This window comes from Delftia sp. DLF01, from assembly GCF_014852125.1.
In the GTDB taxonomy this organism is placed as follows: domain Bacteria; phylum Pseudomonadota; class Gammaproteobacteria; order Burkholderiales; family Burkholderiaceae_C; genus Comamonas; species Comamonas acidovorans.
In genome coordinates this window covers 887,222-902,395 of record NZ_JACVAZ010000002.1, presented here as the reverse complement: position 1 = coordinate 902,395, position 15,174 = coordinate 887,222, and the positions used below count along the sequence as shown (strand labels likewise).

General features: G+C 66.8%; 17 protein-coding genes. 8 read left to right on the top strand and 9 right to left on the bottom strand.

Features of this window, described 5'->3' with window-relative positions; translation table 11 throughout:
- Window positions 1–17: 17 nt before the first annotated feature.
- Window positions 18–1,472: a CsgG/HfaB family protein gene (locus IB269_RS12525; protein ID WP_192367288.1), complete on the top strand. Its 1,455-nt coding sequence runs from the start codon at window positions 18–20 to the stop codon at window positions 1,470–1,472.
- Between the two features lie 50 nt (window positions 1,473–1,522).
- Here the strand turns inward: IB269_RS12525 and IB269_RS12520 are convergent, their stop codons facing one another.
- Together IB269_RS12520 and IB269_RS12515 are read right to left on the bottom strand one after the other, a co-directional pair.
- Complete coding sequence (locus tag IB269_RS12520; protein ID WP_192367287.1) at window positions 1,523–2,164, bottom strand: histidine phosphatase family protein; 642 nt, start codon at window positions 2,162–2,164, stop codon at window positions 1,523–1,525.
- Between the two features lie 216 nt (window positions 2,165–2,380).
- On the bottom strand, window positions 2,381–2,872 hold the full coding sequence (locus IB269_RS12515) for a DUF2501 domain-containing protein (protein ID WP_192367286.1): 492 nt from the start codon (window positions 2,870–2,872) through the stop codon (window positions 2,381–2,383).
- 355 nt (window positions 2,873–3,227) lie between these two features.
- Here IB269_RS12515 and IB269_RS12510 point away from each other — a divergent pair, with 355 nt between their 5' ends.
- Genes IB269_RS12510 through IB269_RS12495 form a run of 4 tightly spaced genes read left to right on the top strand, consistent with a single transcriptional unit; the run spans window position 3,228 to window position 8,451 of the window.
- Entirely contained in the window at window positions 3,228–4,820 is a 1,593-nt protein-coding gene (locus IB269_RS12510) for an ABC transporter substrate-binding protein (protein WP_099734726.1), read from the top strand.
- A 6-nt stretch (window positions 4,821–4,826) separates the two neighbouring features.
- Window positions 4,827–5,792: an ABC transporter permease gene (locus IB269_RS12505; protein WP_012203171.1), complete on the top strand. Its 966-nt coding sequence runs from the start codon at window positions 4,827–4,829 to the stop codon at window positions 5,790–5,792.
- Window positions 5,789–6,727, top strand: a complete 939-nt coding sequence (locus tag IB269_RS12500) for an ABC transporter permease (RefSeq protein ID WP_012203172.1) — start codon at window positions 5,789–5,791, stop codon at window positions 6,725–6,727. The genes IB269_RS12505 and IB269_RS12500 overlap by 4 nt, the downstream gene beginning before the upstream one ends.
- A complete protein-coding gene (locus IB269_RS12495) occupies window positions 6,724–8,451 on the top strand; it encodes a dipeptide ABC transporter ATP-binding protein (RefSeq protein ID WP_192367285.1) in 1,728 nt (575 codons plus the stop codon). The genes IB269_RS12500 and IB269_RS12495 overlap by 4 nt, the downstream gene beginning before the upstream one ends.
- Window positions 8,452–8,478: 27 nt before the next feature.
- On the opposite strand, the gene IB269_RS12490 is transcribed toward IB269_RS12495, so the two are convergent.
- The 6 genes from IB269_RS12490 to IB269_RS12465 all read right to left on the bottom strand — a co-directional run bounded on the left by IB269_RS12490 (window position 8,479) and on the right by IB269_RS12465 (window position 12,263).
- A complete protein-coding gene (locus tag IB269_RS12490) occupies window positions 8,479–8,802 on the bottom strand; it encodes a DNA-binding protein (RefSeq protein WP_012203174.1) in 324 nt (107 codons plus the stop codon).
- Window positions 8,799–9,158, bottom strand: coding sequence for a type II toxin-antitoxin system RelE/ParE family toxin (locus tag IB269_RS12485; protein WP_034367349.1), 360 nt, complete (start codon window positions 9,156–9,158; stop codon window positions 8,799–8,801). The genes IB269_RS12490 and IB269_RS12485 overlap by 4 nt, the downstream gene beginning before the upstream one ends.
- A 146-nt stretch (window positions 9,159–9,304) precedes the next feature.
- On the bottom strand, window positions 9,305–10,000 hold the full coding sequence (locus tag IB269_RS12480) for a DUF4136 domain-containing protein (protein WP_065345344.1): 696 nt from the start codon (window positions 9,998–10,000) through the stop codon (window positions 9,305–9,307).
- A gap of 77 nt (window positions 10,001–10,077) precedes the next feature.
- Entirely contained in the window at window positions 10,078–11,070 is a 993-nt protein-coding gene (gene ttcA / locus IB269_RS12475) for a tRNA 2-thiocytidine(32) synthetase TtcA (protein WP_043825704.1), read from the bottom strand.
- On the bottom strand, window positions 11,064–11,435 hold the full coding sequence (locus tag IB269_RS12470) for a dihydroneopterin aldolase (RefSeq protein WP_013804281.1): 372 nt from the start codon (window positions 11,433–11,435) through the stop codon (window positions 11,064–11,066). Before IB269_RS12470 ends, ttcA begins: the two co-directional genes overlap by 7 nt.
- A 42-nt stretch (window positions 11,436–11,477) precedes the next feature.
- A complete protein-coding gene (locus IB269_RS12465; RefSeq protein ID WP_012203180.1) occupies window positions 11,478–12,263 on the bottom strand; it encodes an SDR family oxidoreductase in 786 nt (261 codons plus the stop codon).
- Between the two features lie 116 nt (window positions 12,264–12,379).
- On the opposite strand from IB269_RS12465, the gene IB269_RS12460 reads away from it, so the two are divergent.
- On the top strand, window positions 12,380–13,393 hold the full coding sequence (locus IB269_RS12460; protein WP_012203181.1) for a class I SAM-dependent methyltransferase: 1,014 nt from the start codon (window positions 12,380–12,382) through the stop codon (window positions 13,391–13,393).
- Window positions 13,394–13,420: 27 nt separating this feature from the next.
- Here the strand turns inward: IB269_RS12460 and IB269_RS12455 are convergent, their stop codons facing one another.
- Window positions 13,421–14,317 carry a hypothetical protein gene (locus tag IB269_RS12455; protein WP_034398130.1) on the bottom strand — a complete coding sequence of 299 codons (897 nt, stop codon included), beginning with the start codon at window positions 14,315–14,317 and terminating at the stop codon, window positions 13,421–13,423.
- A 145-nt stretch (window positions 14,318–14,462) separates the two neighbouring features.
- Between IB269_RS12455 and IB269_RS12450 the strand changes: the two genes are divergently transcribed.
- Complete coding sequence (locus tag IB269_RS12450) at window positions 14,463–14,657, top strand: DUF2905 domain-containing protein (protein WP_012203183.1); 195 nt, start codon at window positions 14,463–14,465, stop codon at window positions 14,655–14,657.
- 74 nt (window positions 14,658–14,731) lie between these two features.
- Window positions 14,732–15,166 (top strand): thioredoxin TrxC, encoded by a 435-nt coding sequence (trxC, locus tag IB269_RS12445; protein ID WP_063327330.1) that lies wholly within the window; start codon window positions 14,732–14,734, stop codon window positions 15,164–15,166.
- Window positions 15,167–15,174 lie beyond the last annotated feature (8 nt).

Genomic DNA, 15,174 nt, shown 5'->3' with positions numbered 1-15,174 from the left:
GGCAAGGAGCACCTTCTATGCGTATCCGCATCATTGCGGCCGTCGTGGCTGCCTGCGCCGCCATGTCCGGCTGTGGCGACAAGCCGTCCGAGCAGCCCAGGACCGACGCGCCTGAACAACCCCAAAGCGTCGCCCCGCCCGTGCCCGACGTGGGCAAGCTGGAGACCGTCGAGGTCCAGGTCATCGGCCTGGGCCAGTCTCCTGGCGAAGCCATGGCGCAGGCGCTGCAGATGGCGCTGCTGCAGGTCAATGGCGCGGTGATCCAGTCCGCCTCGGTCACGGCCAAGTACGGCCTCGACGTGGCGCTGGGGCAGGACGCCGCCTCGCTGCGCGCCAGCGCCTTCGCCGAGGTGGTCAAGCAAAAGTCCGGTGGCGTCATCCAGTCGGTCCAGGTGGTGGATCTGGAAGAGCCCAAGCCCTGGGCCAAGCGCTACAAGTACACCATCAAGGCCAACATTTCCAAGTTCAAGCCTTCGGCCGAGATGCAGAAGATCAAGGTCGTTGTGGGCCCGGTGCGCTTCGAGCAGGCCTCGCTGCCCATGGGCGACCGCAGCGTCTCCGCCGCCGAGGTGGGTGCAACGCTGAGGCAACGCATCAGCGACGCCCTGGTGCAGACGGGCCGCTTTGCCGTGCTGGACCGCGAATTCAGCCCCGAGATCGAGCAGGAACTGGCCATCATCGCCACGGGCCAGGCGCCCAGCGCCGAGCTGGCCAAGCTGTCCCAGGCTGCCAGCGCCGATCTGGTGTGGAGCGCCCGCGTCAGCAGCTTTGCCTACAACCGCCATGCCCGCCAGCTCAAGACCAGCGACCACCAGTTGGTGAGCTACTCGGGCGGCTGGGCCCTGTCGCAGAAGCTGGTGAACGTGGCCACGCGCCAGGTCACGGCCTCGGATTCGCTGCGCGGCTCCGTCCCTTCCATGGCTCCGACCACGCTGGGCGCGGGCGTGGATGGCAACAAGGTCATGACCGACATGAGCGATGCGCTGGTCGCCGGCGTGGTCAGCTCCATCCTGCAGCGCACCTTTCCGCTGACCGTGGTCGCCCGCGATGGCGAAAGCGTGGTGCTGAGCCAGGGCGGCCAGGCCGTGAAGGAGGGCGCGCGCTACCAGGTGGTGGCCATGGGCAAGGAGATGAAGGACCCGCAGACAGGGCAAAGCCTGGGGCGCCTGGAGTCACCGTGCTGCGAACTGGTGGTCGATCGCGTGACCCCCAACCTCTCCTATGGCCACCTGGAGAATATGCGTGGCGGCATGGAAGACCTGCCACCGGGCGGGCTGCAGGTGCGTGAGGTGCTGAAGGCATCCGCCGCGCCCGTGCTGGCTGCACAGGCTGCATCAGGTGATATGGCCGCGGCCGCTGAGCCCCAGGCCGCACCGGCACGTGCTGCACAACCGCCCGCAGCACGCCGCGCGGCATCGCCCGCCAAGGAGGCCGATGCCCCGGTCGGCAAGAAGGACGACGACAACTGGTAAGCGACAAGCGGCGGGAAGGCGCGCAGCGGCGCCCTTCCCCGTGCGGGTGCTTAGCTGAAAACCTCGTCGCGCGCACCGCCTTCCAGGTGCTGCACATCGCCCCAGCCAACCAGGCCCAGGCCCTGGGGCGTCCACAGCAGGCGGTTGATGGCCGCGTTGCCCAGCGCCCAGGTGCGCGGCGCCTGCACTTCCTGGTGCGTGGCTAGGCGGTAGAGCACATCCATCACGCCGCCATGCGCCACGATCACGATCTGCTGGCCGGGATGGCCACTGGCCAGCCGGTTCACCGTTGCCGAGATGCGGTCGCGCAGCATCAGCAGCGACTCGCCGCCGCCAGCGGGCACGAACTCGGGATCGCGCTTGCGCCAGCGCAGCGCATCTTCCGGGTGGGACGCCTCGATATCGTTGAAGGTCTGGCCCTCGAAGCTGCCGAAGCAGCGCTCGCGCAGACCCTTGTCGGCCGTCAGCGATGCGCCCGTGGTCGCGGCCACGGCCTCGGCCGTGACATAGGCACGCAGCAGATCGCTGCTGTAGATGGCGGCCACCGGCTCACCCGCCAGGGCCTTGCCGGCCTGGGCGGCCTGCCAAAGTCCCATGTCGTTCAGAGGAATGTCCAGATGGCCCTGGATGCGGGCGTCCACATTCCAGGCGGTTTCTCCGTGGCGGATGGCAATGATGCGCGTGGCTTGCATGAGGGGCTGGCGTGGGGAAGCTGCAAAAAGAGCAGGCATTGTCCTGCAAGCTGCGGGAGTCTGCATGGCCCAGGTGCGCAGGCCAAGTGGATCCTTGGCATAGTCAACTAAAAGGCGAAACTGGCGCGCCCTAAACCCAGGGACACCGAGGAAGGGCCGCCCCGCACCGAGGGTGTCGTCCCCCTCAGGGGGAAGGCGCGCAGCGCCTCAGGGGGATCAAATAAGACTTTTTGCGTTGTTCAGCACGAAGTCGCAGGCCTTTTCCTTGAGGTCGCCCTTGAGCTTGTCGATGCTGAAGCTCTTGCCGTTGGAGCCGGTGACCAGGCCGCCCAGGCCGTTCTGGAATCCCGTGTCCTTGGGCTCTTCCTGCTTTTGCATGCCCAGCTTGCCCAGCAACTGGTCCTTGACCTGGGCCGCCTTGTCGGCATTGAGGTAGTTGTTCTTCATGCAGTAGGAGATGACGCCTGCCGCATTGCCGGCCGTGGCCGAGGGGCTCAGGCCCAGGGCGGACAGCGCACCCGCACCGCCCGCCCCCGCACCCAGCATGCCGCCGAGGCCGGAGCCGGCGCCTTCGCTGTTGGCGGCGGCCTTGTCACCGCCAAGGCCCGAGGCCTGGCGCAGCGAGTCGCCCAGGCCCGACGCCTGGGCAGGCAGGGCGCCCAGGCCCAGCATGGCGCACAGCAGTGCGCTGGCAATGGATGTCTTCATGGATGCTTCCTTTCCGCGGCAACCCGCAGGCTCGATACAGGGCCTGAAATTAGCACGCCGTGCAGCGCAGACCTGTGCCCGATTGCAAACCTTTGCCAGAGCGGGCCGTGGCGGTCTTTCGCGTTTTCACTAGCTGTCAAAGCCGTTGGCCTGTCCATGATGGCCGCACGCCAATGGCGGGCCGCAGGCGGCGGTCTTGTTATTTGGAAATGGCTTTTAAGTATAAAAATCAATTCAACAAGCTGTAAAAGTTATTTACAGTGGGGCGCACCTATATGGCCCGCTTCTTGCGGCGCCCGGGCTGCTGCGTCGCATGACCGCCGCCCTTCCAATCAATCCACAGGGGAGCAGACAAATGATCATGAAGATTCTGGGCAGTTCTTTGCTGGCCGCAGGCCTGTTGACCTCGGCCGCGCTGGCCCAGGCCGAGACCGTGCGCTGGGCGCGCGGCTCCGATCCGACTTCGCTGGACCCGCATGCCTTCAACGTGGGCACCAATTTCGTGCTGCTGCACCAGATCTACGAAACCCTGGTCATCCGCTCGGCCGACGGCAAGCTGGTGCCCACGCTGGCCACCTCGTGGAAGATGACCTCCGACCCGTCGGTCTGGGAGTTCAAGCTGCGTCCCAACGTCAAGTTCCATGACGGCACGCCGTTCACGGCGCGCGACGTGGTCTTCTCGCTGAACCGCGCCAAGGGCGAGAACGCCCAGGTCAAGTCCCTGCTGTCCTCGATGGAGGAGGCCAAGGCCGTGGACGATCTCACGGTGCAGGTGAAGACCAAGGGCCCGAACCTGATCTTCCCCGACAACCTGACCAACCTCTTCATCATGAGCGAGAAGTGGTCCAAGGCCAACGGCGCCGAGACCACGCAGGACACGGCCAGCAAGACCGAGAACGGCGCCACGCGCGCGGCCAACGGCACGGGCGCCTATGTGCTGGCCAGCCGCGAGGTCGATTCGAGGACGGTGATGAAGCTCAACCCCGACTACTGGGGCAAGGGCCAGTTCCCGCTGCAGGTGACCGAGCTGATCTACCTGCCCATCAAGTCCCCGGCCACGCGCGTGGCGGCCCTGCTGTCGGGCGAGGTGGACTTCGCCCAGGACATTCCCGCGCAGGACGTGGCGCGCCTGAAGCAGGACAAGCGCCTGCGCATCAATGAAGGCCCCGAGAACCGCTCCATCTTCCTGGGCCTGAACGTGGGTGCGGCCGAGCTCAAGAGCAGCAACGTCAAGGGCAAGAATCCCCTGGCCGATCCCAAGGTGCGCCAGGCCATCGAGCTGGCCATCGACCGCGATGCGATCAAACGCTCGGTGATGCGCGGCCTGTCGATTCCCACGGGCGTGATCGCTCCGTCGTTCGTCAATGGCTACGACAAGGCCTTTGCGGCCTATCCCAAGGCGGATGCCGCCAAGGCCAAGCAGCTGCTGGCCGAGGCGGGCTACCCCAACGGCTTCACCATCACGCTGAATACGCCCAATGACCGCTATGTGAACGACGAAGCGATTGCCACGGCAGTGGCGGGCTTCCTGGGCCGCATCGGCATCAAGACCGAAGTCTCGGCCCGGCCGATCGCCATGCACAGCGTCTCGCTGACCAAGGCGGACAGCGACTTCTACCTGTACGGCTGGGGCGTGCCCACCTATGACTCGGCCTACATCTTCGACTTCCTGGTGCACACGCGCGGCAAGGACAGCCGTGGCGCGCAGAACGCGACGCACTACAGCAATGCCGATGTGGATGCCAAGATCCTGTCCCTGTCCTCGGAGAGCGACAAGGCAAAGCGCGATGCCACCATCAAGAGCATCTGGGAGACGGTGCAAAAGGAGCGCTTCTACATTGCGCTGCATGACCAGGTGATCCACTTCGCGTCCGTGCCCCGGATCAATGTGCCCGTGCACCCGGACAACGCGCTGCACTTCAAGTTCGTCAAGTTCGAGAAGAAGTAAGCGCCGATGCTGGTCCATCTGCTGCGCCGGCTGGGCCAGTCCGCCCTGGTCCTGCTGGCCGTTTCCTTTGTCTCGTTCATGGTGTTCCGCCATATTGGCGATCCCACGATCAGCCTGCTGGGCGAGGACGCGACGGTTGCCGAGCGCGAGGCGCTGACGGAAAGCCTGGGCTTCAACAAGCCCGTGCCTCTGCAGTACCTGGGCTATGTGGGCAAGGTGCTGCAGGGCGACCTGGGCATCTCCTACCGGCTCAAGCGCCCCGTGACCGAGATCATTGCCGAGCGCCTGCCCGCCACGCTGGAGCTGGCGATGACGGCGGCGCTGTTCGCCCTGGTCATCGGCGTGGCGCTGGGCGTGTACACGGCCATACGGCGCGAGGGCTGGCTGAGCCGCTCGATCATGACGGTGTCGCTGGTGGGCGTGTCCCTGCCCACCTTCCTGATCGGCATCGCCCTGATCTACCTGTTCGCCGTGGAGCTGCGCTGGCTGCCGTCCTTCGGGCGCGGCGAGACGGTGAAGCTGGGCGGCTGGGAGACCGGGCTGCTGACGGCTTCAGGCTGGTCGGCGCTGATCCTGCCGGCCATCACGCTGGGCTTCTACAACATGACGCTGATCATGCGCCTGGTGCGCGCCGAGATGCTGGAGGTGCTGCGCGCCGACTACATGCGCTTCGGCCGCGCGCGCGGGCTGCGCGAGCGCGACCTGTACTTCGGCCATGCGCTGCGCAATACCCTGATTCCCGTGATCACCATCGCGGGCCTGCAGATCGGCTCGCTGATCGCCTTTGCCATCGTCACCGAGACCGTGTTCCAGTGGCCCGGCGTGGGCCTGCTGTTCATCTCCTCCATCCAGGGCGTGGACGTGCCGCTGATCGCCGCCTACCTGATGTTCATCGCGCTGCTGTACGTGGGCATCAACCTGCTCGTCGATTTCCTGTACGTGATCGTGGACCCCCGCTTGAGAAACCGATGACCGATTCCGCCAAACAAGCAATCCCTCCCACGGGCTGGCGCGCCAGCGACTCGCCGGTCAAGCGCGCCTTTGCACGCTCGCGCCTGGTGCAGGCGGCGGCGCTGGTGCTGGCGCTGATCGTGGCGGCCACGCTGCTGTCGCCCTGGCTGGCCTGGCAGAACCCCTTCGATCCGGCCAATCTGGACCTGATGGATGCCTTCACGCCGCCGGGCCAGGCGGGCACCAGCGGCACGCTGTACGCGCTGGGATCGGACGACCAGGGCCGCGATGTCTGGAGCGCCATCCTCTACGGGCTGCGCATGTCGGTGCTGGTGGGCGTGTCGGCCGTGGGGCTGTCCCTGCTGATCGGCGTGCCGCTGGGCCTGGTCTGCGGCTATGCGGGCGGCTGGTTCGACACGCTGATGATGCGCATCGCCGATGTGCAGCTGACCTTTCCCGTGATCCTGGTGGCGCTGCTGGTCTTCGGCATCGCACGCGGCCTGCTGCCCGAGGGCTACCGCGACGACATGGCGGTCTTCGTGATCATCGTGGCCATCGGCCTGTCCGACTGGGTGCAGTACGCACGCACCGTGCGCGGCGCGGTGATGGTGGAAAAGCACAAGGACTACGTGCTGGCCGCCCAGCTCATAGGCCGCAGCCGCGTGGCCATCCTGGTGCGCCACATCCTGCCCAACCTGCTGGCGCCCATCCTGGTGATCGCAACCATCAGCTTCGCGCATGCCATCGTGGCCGAGTCCACGCTGTCCTACCTGGGCGTGGGCCTGCCGCCCACCCAGCCTTCGCTGGGCACGCTGATCCGCATCGGCCAGGGCTTCCTGTTCTCGGGCGAGTGGTGGATATTGCTGTTTCCCTCGCTGGTGCTGCTGGCGCTGGCGCTGTCCGTCAACCTCGTCGGCGACTGGCTGCGCGACGCACTGAACCCCAAGCTGCAATGAGCACGACACAAGAATCCGGGCAGCCCCCTGCACAGCCTCCGGTGCTGAGCGTTCGCGGCCTGTCTGTCACCTTCGACACCTACAAGGGCCCCGTGCAGGTGCTGGATGATGTGTCCTTCGACATCGCGCCCGGCGAGATCCTGGGCGTGGTCGGCGAGTCGGGCGCGGGCAAGTCCATGACGGGCGCCGCCGTGATCGGCCTGATCGAGCCGCCGGGCCGCATCTCGGCCGGCACGGTGCAGCTGCGCGGCGAGCGCATCGACACGCTGCGCGGCGAGGACCTGCGGCGCATACGCGGCCGGCGCATAGGCTCCATCTTCCAGGACCCGCTGACCAGCCTGAACCCGGTCTATACCGTGGGCCGGCACCTGGTGGAGACCATCCGCACGCACCTGCCCGTCTCCGAGAAGGAGGCCGAGGCGCGCGCGCTGGCCCTGCTCGAAGAGGTGGAGATCCCGCAGGCGCGCGAGCGCATGGCCCAGTATCCGCACCAGTTCTCGGGCGGCATGCGCCAACGCGTGGCCATCGCCCTGGCGCTGTGCGCCGAGCCGGAACTCATCATTGCCGACGAGCCCACCACGGCGCTGGACGTGTCCGTGCAGGCGCAGATCATTGCCCTGCTGCGCCGCGTGTGCAAGGAGCGCGGCGCGGCCGCCATGCTGATCACGCACGACATGGGCGTCATCGCCGAGACGGCCGACCGCGTCATGGTCATGTACCAGGGCCGCGTGCTGGAAACCGGCCCCGTGCGCCAGGTGCTGGACGCACCGCAGCAGCCCTACACCCAGGTGCTGATGGGCGCCATTCCCAGCGTGCACCACCGCGTGCAGCGCCTGCCCGTGCCCGAGGTGGGCGGCGGCCCGGCCGCGCCCGCCGTGCCCTGGCAGCCCGGGGCCGGTGCGCAGGAGCCCGCGGCTGCCCTGCTGGAGGTCAGGGATCTGTGCAAGGAGTTCGACCTGTCCAGCGGCTGGCTGTCCCGGCTGCTGGCGCGCGAGGACAAAAAGATCCTCAAGGCCGTGGACGGCGTCGGCTTCTCCATCCGCAGGGGCTCCACCTTCGGCCTGGTCGGTGAGTCCGGCTCGGGAAAATCCACGGTGGCGCGCATGGTGGCGGGGCTGACGCCCCCGACCAGCGGCACCGTGCTGTTCGACGGCGTGGACAAGTGGAGCCCGGCCGCCCAGACCGTGGCCATGCGCCGGCGCTTCCAGATGATCTTCCAGGACCCGTATGCCAGCCTGAACCCGCGCTGGACCGTGCAGGAACTGATTGCCGAGCCCCTGCAGGTGCTGGCCCTGACGGCCGGCAAGGACGAGACGGCCGAGCGCGTGCAGGAGGCGCTGCGCCGCGTGCGCATGAAGCCCGACGATGCGCGCAAGTACCCGCACCAGTTCTCGGGCGGGCAGCGCCAGCGCATCGCCATCGCGCGCGCCCTGGCCAGCCGGCCCGAGTTCATCATCTGCGATGAACCCACCTCGGCGCTGGACGTCTCGGTCCAGGCCCAGGTGCTCAACCTCATGCGCGACCTGCAGGAGGAGTTCGGCCTGACCTATCTGCTGATCAGCCACAACCTGGCCGTGATCCGCCACATGTGCGACGACATCGGCGTCATGCAGCGCGGCCGCCTGGTCGAGGCCGGCGAGGCCGGCGCCGTGCTCGATGCACCGCAGCATGCGTACACGCGCGCGCTGATGGCTGCCGTGCCTGATATGGAGCATGTGCACTGAGGCGGGTGCACTGCCATAGCCTGGCGTTCAGGTCGCGGCAACGACCCGCACGTCGAACCGGACCTGAAGCCAGTTCTTGATGGCGGCAAAGATCGCGGCAAGATTGTCCATGCTGGGGTTGCCTTTCGGCGAAAGCATGCGGTGCAGGCTCTTGCTCGGCTTGTGCGTGAGGTCGGCCAGCGTCTCGAATCCCACCGTTGCGTTGACGAGATCGCGCAGGACGAGGCGTGCCGTTTCTGGCTCACCGCTCAGAAAAAGAGTGGCCGCCTCATCAAGCAGCGCCTGTGCGAAAGCAGGGTCGCGCTCAATGCGCTGAATGACCGTTTGTTTGAAATCGCGGGTGAGCGTCATGCCTTCGTTCCTTTTTTGGCATTGTCCGAGGGGCGTTGCCTCTTGCGAGCCTTGTATTCGCTGTGCAGGGCCACGGCTTCGTCGATGGCCTTCTGCTGGCCCTTTTTCGTGCTGCCCCCGAACAGGATGATCAATCTTTCCCCGTCCTTGGCGAGATAGATGCGGTAGCCCGGGCCCCAGTCGATCTTGTATTCGCCAATACCCCGGAACCATTCGATATTGGAGGTGTTGCCCAACTCCATGCGGGCCATGGCGACGGCCACCTTGGCGGCCGCCTGGCCATCCAGCCCGTTGAACCATGTCTGGTACGCGCTGCTGCCGTCTTCGCGGATGTACTCCTGGAGCTGGATTCGCATGGACTGGATGGTAACTTATGAGTTACCAGTGCTGCAAAGCGCTGTCCACATGACCTACAGCGTTCTCATGTTCCCAGGAACGAATGACAGCGATGGACCCAAAAAAGGCCTGCGGATGCAGGCCTTTGCTTCTGAGACACGATGGCTTACCGGGCGGGTGCTGGCGTGGCCGGTGCTGCCTGCGCTGCAGGCGCCCCCTGGGCCGGCGGCTGCGCCGGTGCGCCACCCTGCTGCACCGGACCGATGGTGGTGCGCACCACGCGCGAGCCCTTGGGCGGGTTGGGGAAGCCGGTCAGGGCGGCGTCGAACAGGATGCCGAAGATGGCCGGGTCGTCGGTCCAGACATCCTGGCGCTGGGCCGAGGTCTCGTAGACGATCTGCTGCGTGGTGGCGTTGCGCATCACGATGCTGACGGCGCGGTAGTACTCCAGCGGCGGGCCGTCGAACATGAAGCTGCCGCCAAAGCCCATGCCCCAGCCGCGCCCGTAGCCCACGCCCCAACCCCAGCGCGGGCCGCCCCAGCGGTCGTAGTAGGGCCAGGCGGCGTAGTCGCGCGCATAGCGTGCGTCGGCACCTATCTGCACGATCAGGCTGGCCCGGGAGTCGTCGCGCTGCAGGCCCACGCGGCCCAGGGCCTGCTGGGCCTGGGATTCGATGGCCGCGAAATGCGTCTGCGCCTCGCGTTGCGAGGGCAGCACTTCCAGGCGGTAGGTGGGCGGCGCGGGCAGGGCGCCCAGCGTGGAATAGCTCTGGACGGTGCTCTGGACTTCGCGCACGCTGGCGCAGCCCGTGAGCAAGGCCGTGGCCACGATGGCCAGGACATGGATGCAGCGCAGCTTCATGGTGTACTCCTTGGTCGAAAAAAGGCCCGTTTGCACGGGCCTTGGTTGGAGTGGGGCGATTGTTATAGGTTCAGCCGTCAGGACGACAGTTGTACCACCTGCAGGCCGGGCAGTGATGCGGAGACGGGCATCTCTTCATGGTCGAAGGCCATGTCGCCGTTGGGGTCGGCAATGCCGGTGGCCTTGGCGTTCTTGAAGTCGTGCAGCTCGGGGTCCATCATGTGCGTGGTCACGATGTGGCCCATGGCGCGGAACATGCTTTCCACGCGGCCCGGGAATTTCTTGTCCCATTCGCGCAGCAGCTCGCCCACGGCCACGCGCTGCAGGCCGTCCTGGCTGCCGCAGAGGTTGCAGGGGATGATGGGGAAGTTCTGGTACTGGGCCCAGCGGACGGTGTCCTTCTCGGGCACGTAGCACAGCGGGCGGATCACCACATGCTTGCCGTCGTCCGAGACCAGCTTCGGGGGCATGCCCTTCATGCGGCCGCCGTAGAACATGTTGAGCATCAGCGTCTGCACGATGTCGTCGCGGTGGTGGCCCAGGGCCACCTTGGTGCAGCCCAGCTCGTCGGCCACCTTGTACAGGATGGCGCGGCGCAGGCGCGAGCACAGGCCGCAGGTGGTCTTGCCCTCGGGCACCACGCGCTTGACCACGCTGTAGGTGTCCTGCGTTTCGATGTGGTAGTCCACGCCGATGCTCTTGAAGTACTCGGGCAGCACATGGTCGGGAAAACCGGGCTGCTTCTGGTCGAGGTTCACCGCCACCAGCTCGAATTTGACGGGCGCGCGCTTTTGCAGCTTGCGCAGCACGTCCAGCATCGTGTAGCTGTCCTTGCCGCCCGACATGCAGACCATGATCTTGTCGCCTTCCTCGATCATGTTGAAGTCGGTGATGGCGCGGCCCACCTCGCGGCACAGGCGCTTTTCCAGCTTGACCTGCTCGCGCTCGATCTTGATGCGGTTGCCGTTCGCGGTATTGGCTTGGGCATCCGCATCGGCGGCGGCGGTTTCGGGGGCGGCTTCTTCGGCCAGCCAGGGGTTGTCGGTCACTGCATTCATGGGGTTCACCATTGTCCGGTTTCTATGCGAATGGCCACTTCGCAGTCTTCAAAGATTTCCAGCTTGGCGATTTTCACGCGCACGCCCAGCACGCCGGGCAGCTGCATCAGGCGCTGGGCCAGCTTGCCGATCAGGCTCTCCAGCAGGTTCACATGCTCGGCCGTGCATTCATCGATGATGATCTGGCGCACCTTGCGGTAGTCCAGCACATGCAGGATGTCGTCGTCGCGCGGCGCCAGCGGTTGGGTGCCCAGGCTCAGCTCGGCATCGACCTGGATGGGCTGGGGCATCTGTTTTTCGTGGGCGAGGATGCCCAGGTTGGCGTCGAAGCGCAAACCCGTGAGCGTCAGGATCTGTTGTCCGGTGGCGGAGTGCATGGGGAAAAGCCGTGGAGTGTTTGGGGTGGCGCGCGCGGGCGCCTACATCATGGAAAAGTCGCGCTCGAAGCGCTGCAGGTGCTGGCCGCCATCGACCAGCAAGGTGGTGCCGGTGATGGACTGGTTGTCCAGCGCAAAGCACACGGTGGCGGCCACGTCGGCCGCGCTGGACGAGCGGCCCAGCGGGCTGAGGCGGTGCAGCGACTCGAAGCGCTCCTGGCTCAGCATGTGGCTGGTCAGCGTCAGGCCCGGGGCCACGCCGACGACGCGCACGCGCGGGGCCAGCGCCAGCGCCAGCATGGTGCCGGCGGCCTCGAGAGCCGCCTTGGACAGCGTGTAGCTGAGGAAATCGGGGTTCTGGTTCCAGAGCTTCTGGTCCAGCATGTTGATCACGGCGCCGCTGGCATGCTCCTCGCCGGCCGCCACGCGGTCCTCGATATGGGCATGCAGCGCCTGGGCCAGCAGGATGGGCGCGCCGGTGTTGCTGCGCAGGTGGGCTTCCAGGGCCACGTAGCTGAAGCTGCCTGCATCGTCATGCTCGAACAGCGAGGCGTTGTTGACCACGGCATCCAGGTGGCCGAAGTGCGCCACGGCGCGCGGCACCAGCGAGCGCACCGAATCCTCGTTGAAGAAATCGGCATCCAGGGCGGCGCTGTCGCCGGCCAGTTCAGCGCAGGCGGCGGCCGTCTCCAGCGCCTCGTCGTGCGAGTCGCGGTAGTGCACGGCCACTTGCCAGCCGGCGCTGGCAAGCGCGAGCGCGATGTCGCGCCCCAGGCGGCGGGCCGCGCCGGTCACCAAAACGGTGCGTGTTCGGGCAGGTGTGGACATTCGAGGACAATGTACGGATCGTGACGACAGAACCCTCAATTTTAACGGCCGCCCTGCAATCCCGTGTTGCGCAAGAGATTGCGTCCTCTGGAGGCTGGCTGGCTTTCGACCGTTTCATGGCCCTGGCACTGTACGAGCCGGGCCTGGGCTACTACGCCAATGACACCGCCAAGTTCGGGCTGATGCCATCGTCGGGCAGCGATTTCGTGACCGCGCCCGAGATGTCCCCGGTCTTCGGCCAGCTGCTGGCCGCCCAGGTGGCCGAGGCGCTGCAGCGCACGCATACCCGCGAAGTCTGGGAGTTTGGTGCCGGCACGGGCGCGCTGGCGCTGCAGGTGCTGGACGAGCTGGCCGCCCTGGGCGTGCGGCCGGACCGCTACACCATCGTCGATCTGTCGGGCACGCTGCGCGCGCGCCAGCAGCTCAGGCTGGTGAAGTACGAAGGACTGGTGCACTGGGCCGATGCCCTGCCCGAGCGGCTCGAAGGCGTGGTCATCGGCAACGAGGTGCTGGATGCCATGCCCGTGCAACTGCTGGTGCGCAAGGCAGGTGTCTGGCACGAGCGCGGCGTGGTGCTGCAGCCGGACGGCAGCCTGGGCTGGGAAGACAGGCCCACGCAGCTGCGCCCGCCCATGGAGATCGAGGGCGAGCACGACTACCTGACCGAGATCCATCTGCAGGGAGAGGCTTTCATCCGCACGCTGGGCGAGCGCATGGCGCGCGGCGCTGCCTTCTTCATCGACTACGGCTTCGGCGAGTCCGAGTACTTCCATCCGCAGCGCCACATGGGCACCCTGGTGTGCCACCGCCTGCACAAGGTGGACGACGACCCGCTGGCCGAGGTCGGCCTCAAGGACATCACGGCCCACGTGAACTTCACGGGCACGGCCGTGGCCGCGCAGGAGGCCGGCTTCGAGGTGCTGGGCTATACCTCGCAGGCCCACTTCCTCATCAACTGCGGCCTGGGACCCAAGCTCGACGCCCTGGCCCAGGGGCCGCGCGCCATGGCCACCAAGCTGATGATGGAGCACGAGATGGGCGAGCTGTTCAAGGTCATCGGCCTGGCCAAGGGCGTGGAGCCCTGGGACGCCATGGGCTTTGTGCGCGGCGACCGCACGCACCGCCTGTAGCCGCCGGCCAGAGCTCCGCCCCGGGCCTCAGCGCTGGACGCTGCGGCCGTTGCTCACCTCGTAGGCCGTCTGGTCCTTGAGGTTGATGCGGTAGATCTCGCGCGTGACGTTGCCCGAGAAACCCAGCTCCACGATGGACAGGTTCTCGAACGTGGTCGTGAAGCCGCCGGGCAGGATGCGGTTCAGGCGCGCGGCGGTCTCGCCCATGGCGCGCTCGATCTCGGGCGTGAAGGTGGCTTCGCTGTAGACCAGGGTGTTGTGCGGGTTGTGGCTGCGCACCTCCTTGCCGGCCTGCACCTGGTTGATGCCGCTGACGCCCACGCTTTGCACCATGGCCTTGGCCGAATCGTTCATGCGGGCATAGACGGGCCCCGTCACGCGTGGCAGCGGGCCGTCGCGCAGCGGTGCCATGGCGGCGGTGGCGCGGGTGTTGAAGTCCATCATGGCCTCGTAGGCCGGGCCGGACTTGACGATGCCCAGGTCCAGCCACCACGGCTTGCCGGCGCCCTTGGCGGCCTCGGTGGTGTAGAAATTCTTCAGGTGCACGTCCTGCAGCACGGGCGGCAATGCCGGCAGGGCGGCCAGCATCTTGCGCGGCGTGGTCGGGTCGGCGCTGTGGATATGCACCACGGTGACATGGGGCAGGTTGAAGGTGTTGGCCTCGGCCACCAGCTTCAGGCGCAGCAACTGCTCGTGCACCACGGGCGTGACCTGGCTGTCCATGATGGCCGTGGCATCGGCCGGCAGGCGGTAGACCAGGCCATAGGTGGCCTGGTGGGCGCGGAAATCGCTGCGCTGCAGGGCGCTGTTGTCGATGGCGCCCGACGCTGCGGCTGCCGTGGTGGGGGCCGGAGCGCTGGCGCAGGCCGCCAGCAGGGCGGCAGGCAGGATGGCGAGAAGAAGGCGCCTGGATGTGTGTTGCATGGTGGGCTTGTCTTGTTGCGGCATGGAGCCATGGACGAAGGGGGCGTGTCGCGAATGGTCCCGAAGCCTCCCGCCACGGGACTTTCCCAATGTAGGACGCCCATGTGTCCTGCCCATGACGCGCCGCCGCCGTACACTCGGCGCCATGATCCGCTGGCTCCTCGTCATCTTCCTGGCCCTGCTGCTGTTCAATGGCCTGCACGCCTGGCTGGAGCGCATAGGCCTGGGCCGCCTGCCGGGCGACTTCCGCTTTCGCCTGTTCGGCCGCGTGATTTTTCTGCCCATTGCCAGCACCGTGTTGCTCAGCGTGATTGCCGCCCTGATCGCCAAGCTGGTCTGAGCATGGCTTGAAGCACGGGCGCGCCGCCCGTATATGCAGGCATTGCCCCATGACTTCCGAACAAGAGGCCGCCCATGTCCGACAAGCTGCATTTCGTCTGCCCCCATTGCCACACCACCAACCGCATTGCGGCCGACCAGCTCGGCAGCGCGCCTGACTGCGGCAGCTGCCACCAGCCGCTGGTCACCGGCCAGCCCGTGGCGCTGGATGCGCAAAGCTTTGCCAAGCATGTGGGGCGCAGCCAGGCGCCGGTGGTGGTGGACTTCTGGGCGCCCTGGTGCGGCCCCTGCCGCATGATGGCGCCGGCCTTCGAGCAGGCGGCGCAGGCGCTGGCGCCCGGCGTGCAGCTGGCCAAGCTCGATACCGAAGCCCATCCCCAGGCTGCCGCGCCCTATAACATCCGCAGCATCCCGACCATGGTGGTGTTCAAGGAAGGGCGCGAGATCGCCCGTGTCTCCGGCGCTTTGCCGGCCGGCGAGATCGTGCGCTGGGTACGTTCGGTCGTCTGATTTCTCTG